Raw genomic sequence first — 22,698 nt, 5'->3', positions numbered from 1 at the left:
CACTTCGCCCTGCGCGGAGTCCCGGGCCGGTGTCGGAGGCGGCACGTACACTCGAACTCGTGATACTCCAGGGTTTGATTCCTGCGCTTTCGCGCGCCTCGACGTTCGACTCTGCCCTGAAGCAGGCGACGAGATCGAGCGACTTCTCTCTCGTCGACGGCCTCCGCGTGCCTCTTCTGGCCGGTCTCCTCGACCGCCGTGCCGAAGGGTCGGGTGCGGCGCAGGCGCTTCTCGTGATCACCGCCACCGGGCGCGAGTCGGAGGCGGTCCGCACGTCGCTGACCAGCTACCTGCCCGACGCCGAGGTGATCGAGTTCCCCGCATGGGAGACCCTTCCCCACGAGCGGCTCAGCCCGAGCGCCGAGACGGTCGGCAAGCGCATCCACGCACTGCGGCGCCTGGTCGAGTGGCAAGCCGCGTTCGCGTCGGATCCTTCGTCTGTCGCCCCGCTCGTGGTCGTCGCGGGCGTGCGCGCCGCGCTCCAGCCGATCTCCGACAACCTCACCGACATCGATGCCGTGCGGCTCACCGTGGGGGAGCGCGGCTACGACCTCTCGGCGATCGCCGTGCGCCTGGTCGACCTCGCCTACGCCCGCGTCGACATGGTCACGCGTCGTGGCGAGTTCGCCGTGCGCGGCGGCATCCTCGACGTGTTCCCGCCGATGGCCGAGCACCCAGTCCGCGTCGACTTCTTCGGCGACGAGATCGACCAGATCCGCCTGTTCGCGGTCGCCGACCAGCGCAGCCTCGACACCGAAGCGAAGACGGTTGAGTTGCCGCCGAGTCGCGAGATGCTGCTCACCGAGTCGGTCCGCCAGCGGGCCCGCGAGATGCAGCACGAGTTCCCGAGCCTCGCGCAGATGCTCGAGAAGATCGGGCAGGGCATCCCCGTCGACGGAATGGAGTCGCTGGCCCCGGCGCTCGTGCACCGTCTCGTGCCGCTCACGCACTACCTGCCGCCGTCGGCGGCCATCGCCGTGCTCTCACCGGAGCGCGTCGTGTCGCGGGCCAAGAGCCTCGCCGACACCAACCGCGAGTTCCTCCAGGCCGCTTGGAGTGCCGCCACGGCTGGTGCCGAAGCGCCCATCGACCTCGACTCGGGCGACTTCCTCACCGTCGGCGACCTGCGCCTGCAAGCCGGCGACCGCACCTGGTGGTCGCTGTCCGGGTTCGACTCGGGCGTCGTGCTGAGCGACGAGGAGCGGATCGAGTCGGCCGGCGACTACGTGCGGATCGACGCCGAGACCGTCCCCAGCTTCTCCGGCAACGCCGAGGGTGCCGTCGAGCACGTCGCCGAACTCGCGGCCGCCGGCTGGAGCATCGTCGTCACCGCCCGAGGCGTGGGCCTCGTCGACCGTGCCCGCGACGTCCTCGCCGAGCGCGGGGTCGCGGCACGCATCGTCGAGGCGCTCGGCGACGACCTCGAGCCGGGGGTCGTGCATCTGGTCACCGGCGGTGTCGAGGCCGGATTTCAGGTGCCCGAGGCGAAGCTCGCCGTGCTCGGCGAGGCCGACTTCTTCGGTCGGGCCGCCGGCTACGACGGGCGTCAGGTCAAGAAGCTCGCCTCGCGTCGAAAGAACGTCGTCGACCCGCTGCAACTCAAGACGGGTGACATCGTCGTGCACTCCACGCACGGCATCGGCCGGTTCCTCGAGCTCACCAGCCGCGAGGTCTCGTCGGGCGGCCGCAACGCCGTCAAGCACAGCCGCGAGTACCTCGTGCTCGAATACGCGCCGTCGAAGCGCGGGCAGACCGGCGACCGTCTCTACGTGCCGACCGATCAGCTCGACCTGCTCAGCCGCTACGTCGGTGGCGAAGCGCCGAAGCTGTCGAAGATGGGCGGCAGCGACTGGTCGCAGGCGAAGGGCAAGGCGCGCAAGGCCGTTCGCGACATCGCCGTCGAGCTGGTCAAGCTCTACTCGGCGCGGATGGCCTCACGCGGTCACGCCTTCGGCCCCGACACTCCCTGGCAGCGCGAGCTCGAAGAGGCCTTCCCGTTCGCCGAGACGCCCGATCAGCTGACCACGATCGACGAGATCAAGGCCGACATGGAGCGCCCCATTCCGATGGATCGCCTCATCTCGGGCGACGTCGGCTACGGCAAGACCGAGGTCGCTATCCGTGCCGCCTTCAAAGCCATCCAAGACGGCAAGCAGGTCGCCATGCTCGTGCCGACCACGCTCCTCGTCAAGCAGCACATGGAGACCTTCTCCGAGCGATTCGCCGGGTTCCCGGTGCACCTCCGAGCGCTGAGCCGGTTCCAGACGGCCAAAGAGTCGAAAGAGACGATCAAGGGCATCGGCGACGGCACGGTCGACATCGTGATCGGCACGCACCGCATTCTCACCGAGGGGCTCTCCTTCAAAGACCTCGGGCTCGTGATCATCGACGAAGAGCAGCGCTTCGGCGTCGAGCACAAAGACCAGCTCAAAAAGCTGAAGACGAATGTCGACATCCTCGCGATGAGCGCCACGCCGATCCCGCGCACGCTCGAGATGGCCGTCACCGGCATCCGCGAGATGTCGACTCTGGCCACGCCGCCCGAAGACCGGCACCCGATCCTCACCTTCGTCGGCCCCAACAGCGAACGTCAGATCGGCGCCGCGATCCGTCGCGAGCTCCTCCGTGAGGGGCAGATCTTCTTCGTGCACAACCGTGTCTCGTCGATCAACCGGGTGGCCGCCCAGCTCGCCGAACTCGTGCCCGAGGCCCGCGTGGCCATAGCGCACGGGCAGATGCCCGAGTCGGCGCTCGAGCAGGTGATGGTCGACTTCTGGGAGCGCAAGTTCGACGTGCTCGTCTCCACGACGATCATCGAGACCGGCCTCGACATCGCCAATGCCAACACGCTCATCATCGATCGCGCCGATCGCTACGGTCTGTCGCAGCTGCACCAGCTGCGCGGCCGCGTCGGCCGTGGCCGTGAGCGCGGCTACGCGTACTTCCTCTACGACGCCGACAAGCCGCTCTCCGAGACGGCTCAGGATCGCCTCGAGACCATCGCCGCGAACAACGAACTCGGCGCGGGTATGCAGGTGGCGCTGAAAGACCTCGAGATCCGCGGTGCGGGAAACCTGCTCGGCGGCGAGCAGTCCGGTCACATCGCCGGCGTCGGCTTCGACCTCTACCTCCGCATGATCGGCGAAGCGGTCAACGCCTTCCGCGGCGACGTCGCAGAGGGGCAGACCGAGTTGAGGCTCGAGTTGCCCGTCGACGCCCACATTCCCGAAGACTACGTCGAGAGCGAGCGCCTCCGTCTCGAGGCGTACCAGAAGCTCTCGACGGCGTCGTCGCCGACCTCCTCCGACGAGCAGATCGACTCGGTGCTCGAAGAGCTGACCGACCGCTACGGTGAACCGCCCGCCGAGGTCCTCGCCCTGATCGAGGTGTCGAGGCTTCGCAGGATGGCCCAGAAGACCGGCCTCAGCGAGGTCGTCGCGATGGGAACCAACATGCGCGTCGCGGCCATGGAACTCGCCGACAGCGTGCAGCTCCGGCTCGCCCGGCTGTTCCCAGGCGCGCGCTACTTCGCCCAGACCAAGTCGGTCAGCGTGCCGATGCCGCGCAAGAACGGCGAGGCGCTCCCCGACGCCGAGCTGATCACCTGGGTCGAGCAGCTGCTGACGAGCGTCTACGGGGCCGAGCCCGCGCGGCCCACCGACAGCGCGGCGGCGCCGAGCTAAGCGGGTTGCGTTGCGCGAGCGCGATCCCGCTTGCGGTGCGCCCGCGCCAGCATGCTCACGAGCGCGCCAGCGATCACGATCGACAGCCCCGACCCGACGAGCACCGCGAGCGTGCCCTCGTCGACGATCTCTTCGCTGCGCGCGAAGGCCAGCTCGTTCATCAGGAGCGACACCGTGAATCCGATGCCGCCGAGCATCGCGACAGTGATGAGTTCGGTCGTGCTCAGGATCTGCCCGCGCCTCGCCGGGTCGGGATGACGGAACGCTCTCGAGGCAAGACCGCCGGCGAGGGTGATACCGATCAGCTTGCCGACGGGAAGCGCGACGACGATCGCCCAGAACACCGGGCTCAGCTCGCCGAGACCCACGCTCGGAACGGCAACGGCGGCCGCAGCGAAGGCGAAGACGGGCAACACGATGCCATTCACGAAGGGCTCGAGCGCGTGCACGGCCTTGCGCGCTGGCCCCAGCGGCAGCACGAGGCCGACGGCGACGGCTGCAATGGTCGCGTGGACGCCGGAGCTCAGGACGAGATACCAGGTGACCACTGCCAAGAGGGTGACGAGGGCGACTGCCGCGACCCCGAGGGATCCTTGTCGTCGTCCGAGCAGCCGGCCGGCCGCGAAGGTGGCGACGACGCCGAGAACTCCCAGGCCGAGGTAGAGCGGGCTGCTGTCGTGGGTGAAGAAGACGGCGATGATGAGAATTGCGACCAGGTCGTCGAGCACGGCGAGCGCGAGAAGGAAGACGCGGATGCGCCCCGGCAGACCCCGGCCGAACACGGCGAGCACGCCCAGCGCGAAGGCGATGTCGGTGGCCGTGGGCACGGGCCAGCCGGAGGCGTACGACGAACCGGCCGTGAAGATGAGGTAGACGGCGGCGGGCGCCGCGACTCCGCCGATGGCCGCGATGGCCGGGACGATCGCCTTCGAGAGCGAGTTGAGCTGTCCCTTGACGAGCTCATGCTTGAGGTCGACCGCGACGACGAAGAAGAAGAGGGCCAGGAGGCCGTCAGAGATCCAGTGCCCGATCGACAGGTCGAGCCCGATGAGCGGAATCGACAGGTGGTGGTCTTTGAGGGCGAGGAGGCCGGGCCCGGTCGACAGATTGGCGAGGACGAGGCCGAGAACGGCGGCGGCGAGAAGAAGAACGGCGGAGGCGCGCTCAGAGCGGAGCAGGTTCGGCATGGGTTCCTGTCGGGAGGGTCGGGCAGAGAAGTGTCGACCAGACTTCCCGACTCACCAATGCCCATTCTATCGTTGAGCACCGACAGGCGCAGAAAGCAGGCATCACGTGACGTCTTCCCCGGCATCGGCCGCCCTCTCCGCCCTCGAGGCGACGGTCGGTGCTTTGCTCGATCCGCCCGGGTGCGAGTGGAATCGCGCGCAGACGCACGAGTCGCTCGTCACCTACCTGGTCGAAGAGACCTTCGAGCTCGTCGAGGCGATCGAAGACGGAGCACCGGCCGACATTCGCGAGGAGCTCGGCGACGTTCTCTACCAGGTCGTTCTGCACGCGGCGATCGCCGAGCGGAACGGTTCCGGATTCGACCTCGCCGCGGTCGTGACGGAGGTCGACGCGAAGATCCGACGGCGTCATCCGCACGTGTTCGGCGACGACCGGGCCGACGGGGTGGACGACATCGTGCGGCTCTGGTCGGCGGCGAAGGCCCGAGAGAAGGCGGCTCGGAGCAGCAGGTTCGAGGGCGTGCCCGCGGGGCTGCCGGCTCTGGCGAGAGCGCAGAAGATCGCGGCGCGCGCGGAGTCGTTGGCCGTCTCAGAACCGAGTGCAGGATCCGACGGCTCGCTTCTCGACGCCGACAGCGAGGCCGCTTGGGGCTCGGCCCTCTTAGCGGAGGTGGATCAGGCGTCGGCCCGCGGATGGGATGCCGAGCGAGCTCTTCGCGGCGCCGTGCGCCGACGCGAGGCTGCCCTGCGGATTGCCGAGGTGGAGCAGGACGAAGAGAAGAGACGGCGGGGCACCCCACAACCCGAATAGAGGGGACCCCGCCCGAGCAGGTGATCAGCCATGCTCGACCGCGCTTGTTCAGCGCGATGGAATAACCCTACACCACAGTAAAATGTCACCTGGTCACTTTCAGTATTTCACCAGGCGGACCCCTGCTGTCCACCCTCTGTTATGGTGAGCGTTGGTCGCTGGGGTCGCGCAGGGTGGCTCATCGCGGCGACGGTACGAAAGACGAGTGTGATGCCGAGAAAGCCCGACCCGACACGCAAGCCGGAGCTCTTGGGCCAGATCCTCGAACACCTCGCCGGGCGGACTCTCGCCACCGTCTCGTTCCGCACACTCGCCGAAGCGTTGGGCGTCAGCACCTACGTTTTCGTCTACCACTTCGGCAATCGCGCGCAGCTCGTCGACGAGATCGTACGAGCCATCGTGGCGCGCCAGGACGACCTCCTCGCGGTCGACCCCACCACCCTCGACGAGCAGGGTTGGCTCGACTTCATGGAGTCGGCGTGGCAGAAAGTGTCGACGCCCTACAACCTCCAACTTCAGCGTCTCGAGTACGAGGCCACCATGCTCGAGATGATCGACGGCGTCGAGCCGGGCGTCGCACGCTCGGCAGTCGCCAAGTGGCAGGGTTTTACACGGAAGTGGTGCGTTTCGCAGGGGGTGCCCGAGGCTGTGGCTATGGTCGAGGCGCGGCTGTTCACCGACACCGTCTACGGCCTGCAGTACGACGCCCTGGCGACGGGAGCGACGGAGGAGGTCGCCGAGGTTTTTCGTCGTCACGTTGCGACTTTCGCCGAGCGGATGCGAGTGGCAGCCACCCCCGCCACTGTCTGAGGCGTGGGATCGACGCAGGGCCTACGCGAAGTCTGCTGGAACGAAGTGGCGGCGCCCCGCCTAGGGAGCGGAGCGCCGCCGGCCGGACCAGCTCGTCACCGCAGGGAAGGGACGAGCTGCCGGGCAGGCAAGGCGCGCAACCCGATTCGCGCCTGCCGGTCTTGGGGGGTGGTCAGTGTGAAACGGTTGGCCACCCGATCGGGTGTTGCCAGAATACATGAAATGTCACATCTCGACAACCGGATCGGAGCGCCGAATCGCTCATCGGACTCTGAAAGACTGATCGCATGGCCTCCTCCGTCACTCCGCCGCGCGGAATGCGCGACTTCCTCCCCGCCGACAAGCGTCGCCGCGACCTGATCCTCGACCGCATCCGGTCGACCTATCGATCCTTTGGCTTCGACGAGATCGAGACGCCCGTGGCGGAGGAAAGCGACCGCCTTCACGCCGGGCTAGGAGGCGATAACGAGAAGCTCGCCTTCGCCATCATGAAGCGCGGCATCACGCCCGAGAAGCTCGCGGCGGCCTCCGAGCCGCTCGAGCTCGCCGACCTCGGCCTCCGCTTTGACCTGACCGTGCCGCTCGCGCGTTTCTATGCGACGCACCGCGCGACTCTCCCCGGGGTGTTCCGCGCGATTCAGATCGCACCCGTCTGGCGAGCCGAGAGGCCGCAGAAAGGACGCTACCGACAGTTCGTCCAGTGCGATATCGACATCATTGGAGAGCCGGGCCCGATGGCCGAGATCGAGCTGCTCAGTGCCACGTCGGCCGTGCTCGACGGGCTCGGGCTGGCGGGCACGACCATTCGGATCAACGACCGCCGGATCCTCGTCACCCTTCTCTCGCACTGGGGCGTTCCCGCCGACCGGTTCGACCATGCGCTCGTGATCGTCGACAAGCTCGACAAGGTCGGGGTCGACGGTGTCGTCACCGAGCTCGCCACGATCGGGGTCCCGGTCGACGGTCTGGCCGAGGCTCTGGGCGAGCTCTCCGGCGCCACCTGGGAATCGGTCGCCGATGCTGACTGGCTCGACGCGGCCGCGTTCGCCGATCTGGTCTCGCTCCGAGACGCTCTGCCCGGAGCCCGCCTCGAGTTCGACCCCACGCTCGTGCGGGGCATGGGCTACTACACCGGAACGATCTTCGAGGTGGCGCACCCCGACTTCGGCTACTCGCTCGGCGGCGGCGGTCGCTACGACGGCATGATCGGTCGGTTCCTGGGCGTGGACGTGCCTGCGGCCGGATTCTCGCTCGGCTTCGAGCGTCTGGTTGATCTCGTCGAGCTTTCGGGTGAAGGATCCGGCGACGGCGTCGTCCTCCTCTACGACGCGGGCGCTGAGCCCGCCGCTCTCGTGCGTCTGCAGCACGAGCTCGCCGCTGACGGAACCCGCATCCGCCTCGACCGCAAGGCGAAGAACTTCAAAAACCAGCTCGCCGGCCTGAAGGAACAGGGCTTCGAGTCGTTCGCCACGGTCTCCGACAGCACCGCGACGGCCGCCGATCTCTCCTTCCGCTCCCTGTCGTAGAAGAGGCATCGGGCAGCCTGTGGAGAACCCCCTCCGGCGTTAAGGCGCCCTACTAGGATTGGGCGCGGGCTTCGAGCCTGAGCGAAAACAGACGATCCTAAGGAGTTATCCGTGGCAGCAATCGACGCAGTAGGCGCTCGCGAAATCCTCGACTCGCGAGGCAACCCGACCGTCGAGGTCGAAGTTCTGCTCGACGACGGTGTCGTCGCGCGCGCGGCAGTGCCCTCCGGCGCATCGACCGGCGCATTCGAGGCCTACGAGCTTCGCGACGGCGACAAGGGTCGCTACCAGGGCAAGGGTGTTCTCAAGGCCGTCGCCGCCGTCATCGACGAGATCGGCCCCGAGATCGAAGGTCTCGACGCCACCGATCAGCGCGTCATCGACAAGGCCATGATCGACCTCGATGGCACCGACAACAAGAAGCGTCTCGGCGCGAACGCGATCCTCGGCGTGTCACTCGCCGTCGCCCGCGCCGCCGCCGACTCGGCCGACCTGCCGCTGTTCCGCTACCTCGGTGGCCCGAACGCGCACACGCTGCCCGTGCCGATGATGAACGTCATCAACGGTGGCTCCCACGCCGACAGCAACGTCGACATCCAGGAGTTCATGATCCTGCCGATCGGTGCCTCCAGCTTCTCCGAGGCCCTTCGCTGGGGCACCGAGACGTACCACGTGCTCAAGAGCGAGCTGAAGTCGCAGGGCCTCTCCACCGGCCTCGGCGACGAGGGTGGCTTCGCCCCCAACCTCTCCAGCAACCGCGCCGCTCTCGACCTCCTCGTCGAGGCGATCACCAAGGCCGGCTTCACCCCCGGCAAAGACATCGCACTCGGCCTCGACGTCGCCTCCAGCGAGTTCTTCTCGAACGGCTCGTACTCCTTCGAGGGTGCATCGAAGTCGGCCGAAGAGATGTCGGCCTACTACGAAGAGCTCGTCGCGTCCTACCCCCTCGTCACCATCGAAGACCCTCTCGACGAAGACGACTGGGAGGGCTGGGCGCACCTCACGTCCGTCATCGGCTCCAAGACGCAGATCGTCGGCGACGACCTCTTCGTCACCAACCCGACGCGCCTCGCCAAGGGCATCGAGAACGGCGCCGCCAACGCGCTGCTCGTCAAGGTCAACCAGATCGGCACGCTCACCGAGACGCTCGACGCCGTGGCCCTCGCACAGCGCAGCGGCTACAAGACCGTTATGTCGCACCGCTCCGGCGAGACCGAAGACACCACGATCTCCGACCTCGCCGTCGCTACCGATGGCGGTCAGATCAAGACCGGCGCCCCGGCTCGCTCCGAGCGCGTCGCGAAGTACAACCAGCTGCTCCGCATCGAAGAGGAGCTCGGCGAGGCCGCGGTGTACGCCGGCGCCTCGGCGTTCCCGCGCTTCACCGCGTAACGACTGCTGCAGGAGGCCCGTCTCGCGCTTCGGCGCGGGGCGGGCTTTTGCGTGCGCGCGCTCGCTCGGCGACGCGGTTTGGCTAAAGCGACGCGGTTCGGCCAAAACGACGCGGCGCGCCAGGTCGTATTGGCCGAACCGCGTCGCTTCGCGAGCTTCTGCGGCGCTGAACCCCTCGCGGCGCCGGCCCCCTGCCGAATTTGAAGGAGAAACTGCCGGGCGACCCCCTCGGATCCTTGATTTCTCGTCGCCGGAGGCGGGAATCTCCTTCGAATTCGGGCGGCACGCGCGCGCTGGCCCAGAGGCGGCCGGGCGTCGCCTAGGGTCGAGGCATGGCTAGCTCACCCTCCGACCGCGAAGGCGAAACGACCCGACGCGTGCCGGTGACCCTGCCGGCGATGGAGACGGCGGCCGGCGGCTGGCTGCGTGGCATGCGCGTCTCGGGGTTCAGCCTGCTGATGCTCGTGATCATCGTGCTGTTCGTGATCATCCTCGCGCCGAGCCTGAAGACGCTGATTCAGCAGCAGCAGCAGATCACGTCGCTGCAGTCCGACGTCGATGCGCAGAAGCAGAACGTCGACGATCTCAAAGACACCGTCGCCCGGTGGAACGACCCCGCCTACATCGAGGCCCAGGCCCGCGATCGCCTGTTGTACGTCTATCCGGGCGAGTACAGCTACCTCGTGATGGACGATGCGGCCACGAAGTCCGAGACAGCCGCGAAGACCGAGGCCGGAACGAAGATCACCAAAGACATCCAGAACCCGCAGGTCGACTGGGTCGGGGCGATGACCGCGTCCGTTCTCGACGCGGGCCTGACCGACGAGCCCGCGGCGAAGCTCGTGTCGCCCGACCTGAAGAGCGCCAAGTAGGCGCACGGGCCGGGTATTCTGATCACTCCATGACCACGCCACCCTTCGCCCCCGTCACCGAGCACGACATCTTCGTCGTCTCTCAGCAGCTCGGACGCCCGGCTCGCAACGTGATCGGCATCGCCGCACGCTGCGTCTGCGGCAATCCGACCGTGGTCTCGACCAAGCCCCGCCTGGCCGACGGAACACCTTTTCCGACCCTCTACTACCTGTGCCACCCGGGTGCCACGGCCGCGATCTCGACTCTCGAGGCGACCGGCGTCATGGCCGAGTACACCGAGCTGCTCGCCGACAGCGCCGACCTGCAGCAGAGCTATCGTGCGGCTCATGAGGCGTACCTCGCCGATCGCGAGGGCATCGAGCACGTTGACGAGATCGATCACGTGACGGCCGGCGGCATGCCCGAGCGCGTCAAGTGCCTCCACGCCCTGGCCGGTCACGCCCTCGCCGCCGGGCCCGGCGTCAACCCGTTCGGCGACCTCGCGCTCGAACGAGCGACCTGGAGCCCCGACGTGTGCACCTGCCCCGATTACTCCGCCGACGGGGCCGAGCGCCCCGGCGCGACCGGCGCGACCGGCGCGACTGGCGCGAACGACGCGACCGCAGGATCCAAGGGCTGACCAGAGTGCGCCGGCTCGGAGCGTTCGCGGCCGCCGTGGCTGTCGTCTCCGCGCTGGTGCTCCCCGGTGTTCTCCTCCCGGCCACCGCAGCGTCTGCCGACTCGATCCGCGATCGGGAGTACTGGCTCAGCGACTACGGCATCGAGCAGGCGTGGAACACCACCCGCGGCCAGGGCGTCACCGTGGCCGTGATCGATTCGGGAGTGGACGGCTCGGTCGCCGAATTGCAGGGCGCCGTCGTCGGTGGCGCGGACTTCTCGGGGAGCGGATCGTCGAACGGGCAGACGCCGATCGGCGACGACTCCGCGCACGGCACCCTGGTCGCCTCGCTCATCGCCGGCAGGGGCACCGGTTCGGGTTCCGGAGTGATCGGCGTCGCGCCCGAGGCGAAGATCCTCTCGATCTCGGTCGGTTTCGGCGCCAAGGCGAACGATGCCGACGGGCAGATCGCCACGGCCGTGCGCTGGGCGGTCGACCACGGGGCCAAGGTCATCAACATGTCGCTGACGCGCAATACCCTCGACTGGCCCACGAGCTGGGACGACGCCTTTCTCTACGCCATGAAGAAAGGTGCGGTGGTCATCGCCGCCGCCGGAAACCGGGGGAGCGGAACCGACGAGGTGGGGGCACCGGCGACGATGCCCGGAGTGCTGACCGTGGCCGGCGTCGATCAGTCGAAGAACGCGAGTTTCGACGCGTCGAGCCAGGGGATCACGATCGGGGTCGCGGCACCGAGCGAAGGGCTCGTCGGTGTGGGGCCGGGCGGGCAGTACCTGCTGTGGTCCGGAACGAGTGGCGCCGCCCCGCTGGTCTCGGGCATTGCCGCCCTCGTCTTCGCCAGCCATCCCGGCATCTCGGCCGACGACGTGATCCAGCGGATCGTCTCGACGGCCACGCCCAAGGGGTCGCCGTCGCCCGGCCCGATCTACGGCCACGGTCTGGTCGACGCCGATGCGGCCGTCACCAGGAGAGTGGCGAGCGTCTCGACGAACCCCGTCGGCGACCTCGCAGAGTGGATTCGGCTCCACCGCCGGGCCGAGGCCTCGCCGCAGCCGACCTCGTCGCCCGAGCCCTCCGCGCCGGTGACCGCGAGCCCGACGACCGCGGTGGCGAATAGAGACGGAAGCGCTGGATTCCTCCCGAGTGTCGAGACCTGGAGATCTGCGGGGATCCCCCTCGCGGTTTATTCTGGTCTCGGGGTCAGTGTGCTGGTCGTCGTCATCGGGGCCGTTCGCCATTTCAGTCGTCTGCGAAGCAGGCGCTAGCCTGTTTCCCGTCCACACCTATCTAGGAGTTCATCCCTCGTGCCCAAAATCCTGATCGTCGGCGGCGGCTACGCCGGTTTCTACACCGCCTGGAAGCTCGAGAAGTGGCTGCGCAAGGGCGAGGCCGAGGTCACCGTGGTGGACCCGCTGCCCTACATGACCTACCAGCCGTTCCTTCCCGAGGTCGCAGCCGGTTCGATCGAGCCGCGTCACGCCATCGTGTCGCTGCGACGCCACCTGACTCGCACCAACGTCGTCACGGCCAAGGTGACGAAGGTCGACCACGCGACGAAGACCGCGACGATCACCCCCGAGGTCGGCCCCGAGTGGACGGAAGAGTACGACCAGATCGTCATGACCGCTGGTGCCGTCTCGCGCACGTTCCCAATTCCGGGTGTCGCCGACGAGGCCATCGGCCTCAAGACGATCGAGGAGGCCGAGGCCATCCGCGACAAGCTCCTCACTAACTTCCAGAAGGCCGCGAACCTCGACGCCGGCCCCGAGCGTGACCGCCTGCTCACCACCGTCGTCGTCGGTGGCGGCTTCGCCGGCATCGAGATCTTCGCCGAGCTGCGCAGTTTCGCGACCGACCTGCTCAAGAACTACCCGAACCTCACCATCGACGACACCCACTTTCACCTCATTGAGGCGATGGGTCGCATCATGCCCGAGGTCGCCCTCGAGACGAGCCACTGGGTGCTCAAGAACCTCGCCGAGCGCCAGGCCATCGTCCACCTCGACACGCAGCTGCAGTCGGCCGTCGGCGGCAAGGTCGAGTTGTCGACCGGTGAGTCGTTCGAGTCCGACCTCATCATCTGGACGGCCGGCGTCATGGCCAACCCGGTGGTTCGCAACACCGACTTCCCGATCGAGGCCCGCGGCCGCATCTCGGTGCAGCCCGACCTCCGGATCGTGACCGAAGACGGCACCGTCGTGCCCGACGCCTGGGCCTGCGGCGACGTCGCGGCGACGCCCGACCTCACCGGCGGCGGCGTCGGCGGCTTCTGCGTGCCGAACGCCCAGCACGCCGTTCGCATGGGCAAGCAGCTCGCGAAGAACCTCACGGCCGACCTCCGTGGCGAAAACACGAAAGACTACCGCCACGACAACCTCGGAGCCGTCGCCGGTCTCGGCATCGGCATCGGTGTGTTCCAGAGCGGCAAGTTCGCCCTCAAGGGATTCCCGGCGTGGATGGCGCACCGCGGCTACCACGGCATGGCCATGCCGTCGTGGGAGCGGAAGATCCGCGTCGTGACCGGTTGGGCCAACAACTTCGTGCTCGGCCGCGACATCGCGTCGCTCGACAACGTCACGAGGCCGCGCGCCGCCTTCGAGGAGTTCGCCTCGCGCCCGAAGCCCGCGGCTCCGGCCGACGAGCCCGCAGCAGCTCCCGCGCCTGAAATCGGCAAGGTTGCCGGCCAGCCCGGCCCCGCGTACGCCACTCCCGCCGACGGCGAGACGAAGGCTGAGCCGGTTGCTGCCGAGTCGAAGCCCGCAGAGTCGAAGCCCGCCGCTAAGAAGGCTCCGGCGCGCAAGCCGGCTGCCAAGAAGGCGCCCGCCGAGAAGGCCCCCGCCGCCGAATAGCTCGTTGACAGTCTCGATGCCCCCGTCATGCGGGGGCATCAGGCGTTTCGCGGCCCGTTCAGTACGCTTGACGGGCACGCCCCCGTAGCCCAATCGGCAGAGGCAGGCGACTTAAAATCGCTTCAGTCAGGGTTCGAGTCCCTGCGGGGGCACTCGCTCGTCAGATGTCGTCGCCGGGCTCGACGAAGCGCACCCAGGCCCAGGCGCCCACGGCAAGGGTCGCGAACGCCGCGGAGGCGATCACGAGCGGCAGCATCGGGAACGTCTCGTCAGGGCCGCCAAGATAGACGACGGAGGCCATGGCGACGCCGATCACGGCGAACCCGACCAGCGTCGGCCGCGACCAGGCGTAGAGAGCGCGGCCGGGTAGGGCTCCGAGCGGAACCAGCAAGACGATCAAGGATCCAAGACCCGCCAGACACATCGTCGCCAGCGCCTCCCGCGTGATCTCGGCGGCGAACGCAGTGCTCGAGGCAGGCATGAGCCCGTGCGCGATCCAGGCCAGGAACGACAGACCGGCCAAGGATCCGAGTTGGGCCGTAGCGAGGACACCGCCCGTTCGGACATCGTCTCGTCGTACGTCGTCCCGCCCGGTGTCACGGCCGCGTGCATCGAGCGTGCTCGCTTGGAGAGCGCGCCCACCCGCGTCGGCGAGGCCCGCAGCGAGGAGCACTCCGAGGGCCAGCGGCGGGTCGATGCCCAGCACTCGGGTTGCCACACACGCCGCCACGGCACCGATGAGGAGGCGGGGCGAAACGGAGAGGGAGAGGCGCAGCCCGAGACGACGCCCGAGGAGCCAGGTGGGGAGCACGACGCCGAGACCGTTGATCAGGGCGATTCCGACGGCGATCGCCACGACGAGCCGGATGTAGCGCACCTGGTCGTCGACGCCCGCGGCGAGGGCGACGAGCACGGCGCCGACCGCGAGGGCCAGGACGACCCCTGCGGTCGGAGAGAGGACCGACCGCTCGTCGCGGTCGGAGAGCGAGCGGTTGCGGCCCGCGAGTCGGTGGGCTCGTCCGGCGAGCCGACCGCCCAGCGCCGAGGCAGCAAGGCGCAGGGGTGCGACGACCAGGAGGAGGAAGACGAGGCCGATGACGAGGGCCCACATCCACGACCAGCCGCCGAGACCCTGCGACAGCGTGGGGAGGGTGCCGCCGAAACCGGTCGGGCCCGACCACGACGAACTGTCGATTACGCCGGGGGTCGAGGCGGAACCCGAGCCGGGGGATCCTGAGCTGCTTCCTGAACTGCCGCCTGAACCACTGCCGCCGGTGCCTCCCCCTGATCCGGTCGACCCACCGGAACTAGACGGGTCACCGCTGGGCGACCCGCCGCCCGGGGTACCGGGGCTGGTCGGCGTGCCCGTCGGTGGAGCGGCAGACGGCTCCGTCGAGTCGGATGGCGTCGTGGGCTGGGCGGACGGAGTCGCCGACGGAGTCGAGGGCGTGGCCGATGGCGACGACGGGGCGAATGTGACCAGGACGGCCGCACTGGGCGCACCGTAGTTGCCGGCGGCGTCGCGCTGAGCGGCCTGGACCCGGCGGTCTCCGGACGGGAGGAGGAGGCCCTCCGAACTGCAGCTCCACACGCCGTTCTTCACGACGGCGGTGCAGACGGGATTGCTGTCGACATAGGTGGTCACGGTGGAACCGCTCTCGCCGGTGCCGTCGAAGACCACGGGTTGCTGGCTGATGGTGGAGCCCTGCGCGGGGTGGACGACCGTCGGCGCAGCCGGGGCATCGCGGTCGATCGTGACGGTGACCGCGGCGGAGGCGGACGAGACCGGAACCGCCGGCACGCGCGACGACGACTGCGTAGCCTGAACGCTGTAGCGACCGGACGGTGTCGTCGCGGCCGAGAGCACGGTGCTCCACTGCCCCGCGTCGCTGACTGTCGCTGTGGCCGCAGCCTTGCCGTCGGTCGTCACCGTCACTCGAGCGCCGGGATAGCCCGTCCCCTGGACGCGGGCTCCGATGTCGACTCCCGACCCGGTCGACAGCACCGGGGCGGCGAGCACCGAGAACGGGGCCGACTGCACGTCGCCGAGCGCGGTGTCGGTGAGGTCACGCACGGTGAGAGTCTGCCCGGCGCCTGACACGAGGTCGACTTCACACGACCAGCGCCCGTCGGCAGTGGCTGTCGAGGTGCAGAGCGACGATGCGGGGTGGACGGGGTCGAGCACGCGCAGGTGTGCCGAGGGCGTGGCTGTTCCTGACACCGTCACCCGGGCGCGCGGCGAGTCGGCGACCGAGATCGTCGGGGCGACGGGCGGGGCCGGTGTGCCGATGCCCTGCGAGGGTGTCGGCGTCGCGCTCGTCGGCGCCGCCTCGGCTGCGGACGGAGCGACCGAGAGACCCGAGACGATCAGAACGAGGGCCAGTGCTGCCACGCAGATCGCTGCGGGCACCCGCCCACGACGAACGCGCCCGCTGGCCATGGCCACGGAGCGTCGGGAGCTGGGGGTCGTGTTGGTGAGCACTGCCCCCCAGTAAGCCAAGTTGCGGGGTACAAGTCAATCGTTCGAACGGCGGAGTACGTGAAATCTCCGTGAATTGTTACAAGTACCTACAGGCACGAGGCCAAGGATCCGTCGAAACCGCCGCTGGGCGTGAGTTGCCTCCGAGAATGCCCCCCGCGCATGGAGCCCCCATTCAGCCCATTTATAGTGATCCCCGGATCGACAAGGAGTATCTCAACCATGGATTCCGCCCTCATCGGCATTCTCATCGCAGCAGGCATCGTCGTGCTGCTGCTCATCATCTTCGGCATCTACCTCTGGGCGACCTACAACTCGTTGGTCACCCTCAAGGTGCGCGTGGATGAGGCGTGGAGCGATATCACCGTCCAGCTGAAGCGTCGGGGTGACCTCATCCCGAACATCATCAGCACGGTGAAGGGGTATGCCACTCACGAGTCGGGGGTCTTCGAGAGCGTCACCAAGGCGCGTGCCGAGACGCTGAGCGCCACGAGTCCGGCCGAGGCCGCGGTCGCCGAGAGCCACATGCAGAAGTCGCTGAAGAGCATCTTCGCCGTGGCCGAGGCCTACCCGCAGCTGCAGTCGAGCCAGAACTTCCTTCAACTGCAGTCAGAGCTCGTCGAAACCGAAGACAAGATCCAAGGGTCGAGGCGGTTCTACAACGGCGGCGTGCGTGAGTTCAACACGAAGACCACGGTGTTCCCGAACACCCTCTTCTCGAAGCGGCTCGGATTCACTTCGCGAGACTTCTTCGAAGTGGCAGAGCCGTCGGCGATCGCCGAGCCCCCGCGCGTGCAGTTCTGACCGCGTGCAGTTCTGAAGCGAACCCGGCGAGTGCTCAGGCGCTTTCTTTAGGAGAGGGCGCGGACGGCAGCAGTCAGCGCCGGCGCGAGGTCGCCACGCGGCATCACCTCGAGTGACTCCAGGCCCTGCCACTCGGCCGTCCGGCGGAGCAGGGCCGCCAACCGCTCGACGTCGATTGTCTGCCCCGCCTCATGCCACGCCGCCTGTACCCGCAGCACTCCGGCCTGACGGTCGCTTTTGAGGTCGACCCGACCGACCAGCGCCTCGTCTTGCAGCACCGGAAGCACGTAATAGCCGAAGACTCGCTTGGGCTGCGGCGTGTAGATCTCGATCCGGTAGTGGAACCCGAAGAGGCGCTCGGCCCGCGCGCGCTCCCATACGATCGGGTCGAACGGCGAGAGCACTGCGTCGGCCTCGATTCGTCGGGGCAGTCTCGCCTCGGCGTGCAGCCACCCTGGCCGGCCCCAGCCGTCAACCGAGACCTGAGTGATCTCGCCGGCCTCGGCCAGATCGGCCAAGGCCGGAGCGACGTCGGCCGCCTTGAGCCGGAAGTAGTCGGCGATGTCGGACGCGGTGCCGATACCGTGCGCCCGGGCGGCGTGCGAGACGAGCGCCCGGTGCGCGTCGGCACGCGAGACCGTGCGATCGAGCACCGCTGAGGGCAGTACCTGATCGGGAAGACCGTAGGCGCGCTCGAAGCGGGTGCGACCGGCGCTGACGACCTCGCCCGTGCGAAACAGCACCTCGAGGCCCTGCTTGACGTCGCTCCAGCCCCACCACGGACCCCGCCGGGCGGTCGACTCGGCGCCGATCACGGCATCGGCCTCGATCGCACTCGCAGGCAGGGGCCCGGATGCCCGAAGCTCCGCCCGCAACCAGTCGAGCGTCGCGGTGTTGGCCGACGCCCACGAGTCGGGCCGGGCGGCGTAGTAGTCGCGGTAGTGCTCCATCCGCCAGCGCCAGAGCGGCCAATCGGTCGTCGGGAGGAACGCCGCCTCGTGCGCCCAGTATTCGGTGTAGCGGCCCCCTCGGGCAAAGGTGAGTCGGTCGAGCAGAGACCGATCGAAGGATCCGAGCCGGGCGTGGATCGGCAGATAGTGGCTGCGCTCGAACACGTTGACGGAATCGATCTGCAAGAGGCCGAGACGATCGATGAGAGTGTTGAGTTGACGCGTCGCCACGGGCCCGGAAGGGACGCGACCGAACCCTTGCGCCGCCAGGGCGACGCGACGGGCGAGAGCGGGAGAAACGCTGGACGGGAGCACGGTCTGAGGATAGATGCCGCTACCGACATACGGATCCTCAATCGGGGTTTCGCCGCCTACACTTCTTCCATGACGGATGTGACCCTGGCTGGCCCGACACTTGCCGAGTTCCGAGAAGCCCGCGAGCGCGTCTCGCACGTGGCGCACGTCACGCCGATGGAGAGCTCGTCTTTCTTGAGTCAGGCGCTCGGCGCGAAGGTGTACCTCAAGTGCGAGAACCTCCAGCGCACGGGCTCGTACAAGATCCGCGGGGCATACAACCGGCTGTCGCAGCTCGACGCCGACGAGCGCGCCCACGGCGTCGTGGCGGCGAGTGCCGGCAACCATGCACAGGGCGTCGCGCTGGCGGCTCGCGAGCTCGGCATCACGGCGACGATCTTCATGCCGGTCGGCGTTGCGCTGCCGAAGCTGCAGGCGACCCGCGACTACGGCGCCGATGTGGTGCTCGGCGGCAACTCCGTCGAAGACGCCCTGCGAGCGGCGAAAGAGTTCTCCGACGAGACCGGCGCCGTCTTCATCCCGCCCTACGACCACCCCGACGTGATCGCGGGCCAGGGCACGCTCGGCCTCGAGATCCTCGACCAGGTGCCCGACGTCGAGACGATCATCATGAGCATCGGCGGCGGCGGCCTCATCGCCGGGGTGGCCAGTGCGGTCACCCAGGCTCGGCGCGAGACCGGCGGAACGATCCGCATCGTCGGCGTCCAGGCGGCGAACTCGGCGCCCTACGCGATCTCAATGAAGCTGGGCGAGGCGACCGCGGTCGTTCCCACGCCGACAATCGCCGACGGTATCGCCGTGGCCAAGCCCGGAGTGCTCAACTTCGCGATCGCCCGCGACGTCGTCGACGAGGTCGTGACCGTCAAAGACGACGACACCGCCCGCGCGATCCTGGTGCTGCTCGAACGGGCCAAGCAGGTCGTGGAGCCCGCCGGAGCCGTGGGCGTGGCCGCCGTGCTCACCGAGCAGGTGCAGCCGACCGGAACGACCGTCATCGTGCTCTCGGGCGGCAACATCGACCCGCTCATGATGGAACGAGTGATCAGCCGCGGCCTCGCCGCCAGCGACCGGTACCTGCACTTCCGCGTCATGCTTCCCGACCGGCCGGGTCAGCTCGCCCGCGTCTCCGAGATCATCTCGGAGGCGAACGCGAACGTGGTCGAGGTGCTGCACACCCGGCACGGCCGCGGCCTCCAGATCAGCGAGGTCGAGCTCGAGCTCAGCGTCGAGACACGCGGCCCCGATCACGCCGAGCAGGTCATGGAGCGTCTGCGCGACAATGGCTTCACGCCGCAGCCCGCGGCCTCGTAGGCGCTAACGGTCTGCAACGCTGAAGCGTCCGCACGACAGAGGCCCAGGATCCAGCGCGAGTCGCGTGGGATCCTGGGCCTCTGTCGTGACGTGCTAGAAGCTGTAGGGCGCAACCGACGAGATCGCGACGGCGATCTCTTTGCCGTTGGGAGCCGTGTACGAGGTCGAGTCGCCGGCCTTCTTGCCCTCGATCGCCTCGCCGAGCGGGCTCGTCGGGCTGTAAACGGTGAGGTCGCTGCCGGGCGCGATGATCTCGCGGCTGCCGAGCACGAACGTCGACTCGTCGCCGGCGATGGTCGCCGTGATGAGCATGCCGGGGCCGACGATGCCGGTGTCGGCCGCGCCCTCCGAGATGGTTGCCGTCTTGAGGAGGTTGATCAGGGTGCGGATGCGCGCCTCGATCTTCGCCTGCTCGTCTTTGGCCGCGTGGTAGCCGCCGTTCTCTTTCAGGTCGCCCTCTTCGCGCGCGGCCGAGATGCGGCCGACGATCTCGTCGCGGCCCGAAGTGCTGAGAGTCTCGAGCTCGGCGGCCAGTCGGTCGTAGGCCTCCTGCGAGAGCCAGGTGGTCGTTTCTGCGTTGCTCATGGTTGCTCCAATACCCCGAAGGGTGGGTGGCTGAAAAAAGGAGACCGGCCGTGTGGCCGGTCTCGAGCGGGAATCACGAGAGTTTACGGCAGCCAGCACTTGTCGATCAAGCCCGTGACTCCGCGGTTCATGGTCTTGAGGTCGGTCGTGTAGGTGTTGTTCTGACTCATCGATGCGGGGAAGTGGACGACCTTCCAGCCGACCACGTCGAAGCCCGAGTTGAGCACCTGAATCGAGCAGTCGACCTTCGTGCCCGGATCGACGCTGATCTGCGAGCGCACGGTTGCTGAGTGGGCGTCGTGGATCTCATACCCGGCGTCGTTCGACTCGATGGTGGCGCTCGTGCCATCGAAGGCTGCGAAGAGCACCCAGGCTCCGAAGACGACCACGACCACGCCGCCGGCGATTGCGGCGATCCAGCGACGCCGCAGACGGAAGGCGCGAGTGCGGCCGTAACGGACGTCGAGCTTGCTGTCGCCCGCGGGTGCTGCCGACGACTGCGGTGCGCTCGTGCTGTTGCTCGAGGGGGTGGGCGCCACCTGCGGTCTCCGTCCGATTATCCTTGGGTAGAGGTTAGCAACGCTGGCCGTGACCGAGATCCGAGGTACCACCGTGCCATTGCGCCTGCTGGCAGTCCACGCCCATCCCGACGACGAGTCGAGCAAGGGCTCCGCTACGTACGCTCACTACCGCAAGGCCGGGGTCGAGGTCTTGGTGGTGAGCTGCACGGGAGGCGAGCAGGGGTCGATCCTCAACGAGCACCTCGAGGCGCGGGCGCACGCCGAGCGGGACATCGCCGGGCTGCGGATCCTCGAGATGGCCCGCGCTCAAGAGGCCATGGGTGTCGACCATGTCTGGCTCGGGTACAGCGACTCCGGGTTGCCCGAGGAGGGCGAGAGCGTCGCGGTCAACTCGTTCGCGACCATTCCCCTCGAGATCTCGACCGAGCCGCTCGTGCGAATCGTGCGTCGGTTCAAGCCCCACGTGCTCCTCACCTACGACGAGAACGGCGGCTACCCCCACCCCGACCACATCCGCACCCACGAGGTCTCGGTCGCGGCCTACGAGGCTGCCGCCGACCCCGCGCGCTACCCCCACGCGGGCCCTGCCTGGCAGGTGTCGAAGCTCTACTACGACCGCATCATGAACACCACGCGCATGAGGGCGATCTACGAGGCCATCAAGGTCGAGACCCCCGACTCTCCCGTGCTCACGCAGATGGATGAGATGTTCGAACGCTGGGGCGAACGAGCCGACCCGTCGACAACACATGTGAACGTCGCCGATTCGTTCCCGGCGCGCGACGATGCGCTGCGAGCGCACGCGAGCCAGGTCGACCCCACCGGATTCTTCTTCTTGCACTCCCACGAGCTGCAGGCCAGGGTCTGGCCGACCGAAGACTTCCAGCTCATCGACTCCAAGGTCGAGACCACGCTGCCCGAGACCGACCTCTTCGCGGGCGTGACCGAGTGAGCGTGTTGGCTGTATCGGTGTCAGTCAGTGCACTGGCGACGAGGATCCTTGCCGAAACCGGCAACCCGTCTTCACCGGGGGTCCAGACCGTCCCCGACAGCGTCGTCACGCCCGGATGGATCGGGTTCCTGGCGATCTTCGGCGTCGCCCTGGCCACGGTGTTCTTGATCGTCGACATGACACGTCGAGTGCGGCGTACCCGCTATCGGGGCGAAGTGCGCGAGCAGATCGAGGCGGAGCGCGAGGAGGCCGCGAGGGCGGCCGCCGGGCTCGACGACGAGTTGCGCGGCGAGACGGACGACTCGGGCTCGTCTCGCTGAACCCGCGAGAGCGGCGAGACGGACGACCCGGGCTCCACTCGCTGAACCCGCGAGAGCGGCGCTAGATCGCGACGAGCAGCACGGCCGTCCAATGGCAGAGGAACGCCAGCACGGTCAGGGCGTGAAAGAGCTCGTGGAAGCCGAAGACGCCCGGGATGAGATTCGGACGCTTCGTGCCGTAGCAGACGGCTCCGATGATGTAGAGGAGCCCGCCCGCGAGAACCAGGATCATCGACGCGGGGTTGTTGGCGATCAATTCGCGCACGTAGAGCAGAGCACCCACGCCGAGGAGCACGTAGAGCGGGGTGTAGAGCCAGCGGGGCGCGCTCGTCCAGAAGACGCGGAAGGCGATGCCGGCGAAGGCCCCGCCCCAGACGAGCCAGAGCAGGATGACCGCCTTGTCGTGCGGGAGGCTCAAGACGGCAAGGGGAGTGTAGGTACCGGCGATCAGCAGGAAGATGTTGGAGTGATCGAGGCGCTTGAGCAGCAGCTTCGCCTTCGGCTTCCAGTTGAAGCGGTGGTAGGTCGCCGACACTCCGAAGAGCAGCAGTGACGTGCCGAAGTACACCGCCGTCGATGCTTTGGCCGGTGTGCCCACGGCCAGACTCACGAGGACGACGCCGAGGGCGATCGCCACGGGAAAGGTCGCGGCGTGAATCCACCCGCGCCAGGTGGGTTTGACCTCGAGCTGGGTGCTGAGAGCGGTCATCC

19 protein-coding genes and 1 tRNA gene are annotated in these 22,698 nt (G+C 68.1%); 14 read left to right on the top strand and 6 right to left on the bottom strand.

Annotation, left to right across the window (positions count from 1 at the left end; translation table 11 throughout):
- Positions 1-59: 59 nt before the first annotated feature.
- Complete coding sequence (gene mfd, locus EDF39_RS10755) at positions 60-3,683, top strand: transcription-repair coupling factor (protein ID WP_123942962.1); 3,624 nt, start codon at positions 60-62, stop codon at positions 3,681-3,683.
- On the opposite strand, the gene EDF39_RS10750 is transcribed toward mfd, so the two are convergent.
- Positions 3,680-4,870: a Na+/H+ antiporter NhaA gene (locus EDF39_RS10750; protein ID WP_123942960.1), complete on the bottom strand. Its 1,191-nt coding sequence runs from the start codon at positions 4,868-4,870 to the stop codon at positions 3,680-3,682. The two genes, mfd and EDF39_RS10750, sit on opposite strands and share 4 nt — an antisense overlap.
- Positions 4,871-4,976: 106 nt before the next feature.
- On the opposite strand from EDF39_RS10750, the gene EDF39_RS10745 reads away from it, so the two are divergent.
- The 9 genes from EDF39_RS10745 (at position 4,977) to EDF39_RS10705 (ending at position 13,902) form a co-directional block, all read left to right on the top strand.
- Entirely contained in the window at positions 4,977-5,681 is a 705-nt protein-coding gene (locus EDF39_RS10745; RefSeq protein ID WP_123942958.1) for a MazG nucleotide pyrophosphohydrolase domain-containing protein, read from the top strand.
- Between the two features lie 210 nt (positions 5,682-5,891).
- Positions 5,892-6,491 carry a TetR family transcriptional regulator gene (locus EDF39_RS10740; RefSeq protein WP_158613214.1) on the top strand — a complete coding sequence of 200 codons (600 nt, stop codon included), beginning with the start codon at positions 5,892-5,894 and terminating at the stop codon, positions 6,489-6,491.
- A 287-nt stretch (positions 6,492-6,778) separates the two neighbouring features.
- Positions 6,779-8,017: a histidine--tRNA ligase gene (gene hisS, locus EDF39_RS10735; RefSeq protein WP_123942954.1), complete on the top strand. Its 1,239-nt coding sequence runs from the start codon at positions 6,779-6,781 to the stop codon at positions 8,015-8,017.
- A gap of 111 nt (positions 8,018-8,128) precedes the next feature.
- Complete coding sequence (eno, locus tag EDF39_RS10730; protein ID WP_055963271.1) at positions 8,129-9,409, top strand: phosphopyruvate hydratase; 1,281 nt, start codon at positions 8,129-8,131, stop codon at positions 9,407-9,409.
- 332 nt (positions 9,410-9,741) lie between these two features.
- Positions 9,742-10,281 (top strand): septum formation initiator family protein, encoded by a 540-nt coding sequence (locus tag EDF39_RS10725; RefSeq protein ID WP_123942953.1) that lies wholly within the window; start codon positions 9,742-9,744, stop codon positions 10,279-10,281.
- A gap of 29 nt (positions 10,282-10,310) precedes the next feature.
- Entirely contained in the window at positions 10,311-10,901 is a 591-nt protein-coding gene (locus tag EDF39_RS10720) for a DUF501 domain-containing protein (protein WP_123942951.1), read from the top strand.
- A 5-nt stretch (positions 10,902-10,906) separates the two neighbouring features.
- Positions 10,907-12,166: a S8 family serine peptidase gene (locus EDF39_RS10715; protein WP_199726189.1), complete on the top strand. Its 1,260-nt coding sequence runs from the start codon at positions 10,907-10,909 to the stop codon at positions 12,164-12,166.
- A gap of 39 nt (positions 12,167-12,205) precedes the next feature.
- Positions 12,206-13,750 carry an NAD(P)/FAD-dependent oxidoreductase gene (locus EDF39_RS10710; RefSeq protein WP_055963263.1) on the top strand — a complete coding sequence of 515 codons (1,545 nt, stop codon included), beginning with the start codon at positions 12,206-12,208 and terminating at the stop codon, positions 13,748-13,750.
- Between the two features lie 78 nt (positions 13,751-13,828).
- A tRNA-Leu gene (locus EDF39_RS10705) sits at positions 13,829-13,902 on the top strand.
- A gap of 8 nt (positions 13,903-13,910) precedes the next feature.
- On the opposite strand, the gene EDF39_RS10700 is transcribed toward EDF39_RS10705, so the two are convergent.
- A complete protein-coding gene (locus EDF39_RS10700; RefSeq protein WP_123942949.1) occupies positions 13,911-16,232 on the bottom strand; it encodes a hypothetical protein in 2,322 nt (773 codons plus the stop codon).
- Positions 16,233-16,451: 219 nt separating this feature from the next.
- On the opposite strand from EDF39_RS10700, the gene EDF39_RS10695 reads away from it, so the two are divergent.
- On the top strand, positions 16,452-17,033 hold the full coding sequence (locus EDF39_RS10695; RefSeq protein WP_055963258.1) for a LemA family protein: 582 nt from the start codon (positions 16,452-16,454) through the stop codon (positions 17,031-17,033).
- 47 nt (positions 17,034-17,080) lie between these two features.
- Here the strand turns inward: EDF39_RS10695 and EDF39_RS10690 are convergent, their stop codons facing one another.
- A complete protein-coding gene (locus tag EDF39_RS10690) occupies positions 17,081-18,298 on the bottom strand; it encodes a winged helix-turn-helix domain-containing protein (protein WP_123942947.1) in 1,218 nt (405 codons plus the stop codon).
- 69 nt (positions 18,299-18,367) lie between these two features.
- Between EDF39_RS10690 and ilvA the strand changes: the two genes are divergently transcribed.
- Positions 18,368-19,609 carry a threonine ammonia-lyase gene (gene ilvA, locus EDF39_RS10685; protein ID WP_055963253.1) on the top strand — a complete coding sequence of 414 codons (1,242 nt, stop codon included), beginning with the start codon at positions 18,368-18,370 and terminating at the stop codon, positions 19,607-19,609.
- A gap of 93 nt (positions 19,610-19,702) precedes the next feature.
- Here the strand turns inward: ilvA and greA are convergent, their stop codons facing one another.
- On the bottom strand, positions 19,703-20,194 hold the full coding sequence (gene greA, locus EDF39_RS10680; protein WP_123942945.1) for a transcription elongation factor GreA: 492 nt from the start codon (positions 20,192-20,194) through the stop codon (positions 19,703-19,705).
- Positions 20,195-20,277: 83 nt separating this feature from the next.
- The gene (locus tag EDF39_RS10675; RefSeq protein WP_158613213.1) at positions 20,278-20,733 is read right to left on the bottom strand and encodes a DUF4307 domain-containing protein; all 456 of its coding nucleotides are present in this window, start codon (positions 20,731-20,733) and stop codon (positions 20,278-20,280) included.
- A 49-nt stretch (positions 20,734-20,782) separates the two neighbouring features.
- Here EDF39_RS10675 and mca point away from each other — a divergent pair, with 49 nt between their 5' ends.
- Complete coding sequence (mca, locus tag EDF39_RS10670; RefSeq protein ID WP_233573073.1) at positions 20,783-21,667, top strand: mycothiol conjugate amidase Mca; 885 nt, start codon at positions 20,783-20,785, stop codon at positions 21,665-21,667.
- Positions 21,668-21,684: 17 nt separating this feature from the next.
- Positions 21,685-21,987: a hypothetical protein gene (locus EDF39_RS10665; protein ID WP_123942941.1), complete on the top strand. Its 303-nt coding sequence runs from the start codon at positions 21,685-21,687 to the stop codon at positions 21,985-21,987.
- 61 nt (positions 21,988-22,048) lie between these two features.
- Here EDF39_RS10665 and EDF39_RS10660 read toward each other — a convergent pair whose 3' ends face one another.
- Complete coding sequence (locus tag EDF39_RS10660; protein ID WP_055963245.1) at positions 22,049-22,696, bottom strand: hemolysin III family protein; 648 nt, start codon at positions 22,694-22,696, stop codon at positions 22,049-22,051.
- Between the last annotated feature and the right edge of the window lie 2 nt (positions 22,697-22,698).

The sequence above is a fragment of the Frondihabitans sp. PhB161 genome, from assembly GCF_003814635.1.
Classification (GTDB): Bacteria; Actinomycetota; Actinomycetes; order Actinomycetales; family Microbacteriaceae; genus Frondihabitans.
The sequence above is the reverse complement of the archived record's forward strand: the minus strand, read 5'-3'. Positions and strand labels throughout refer to the sequence as shown.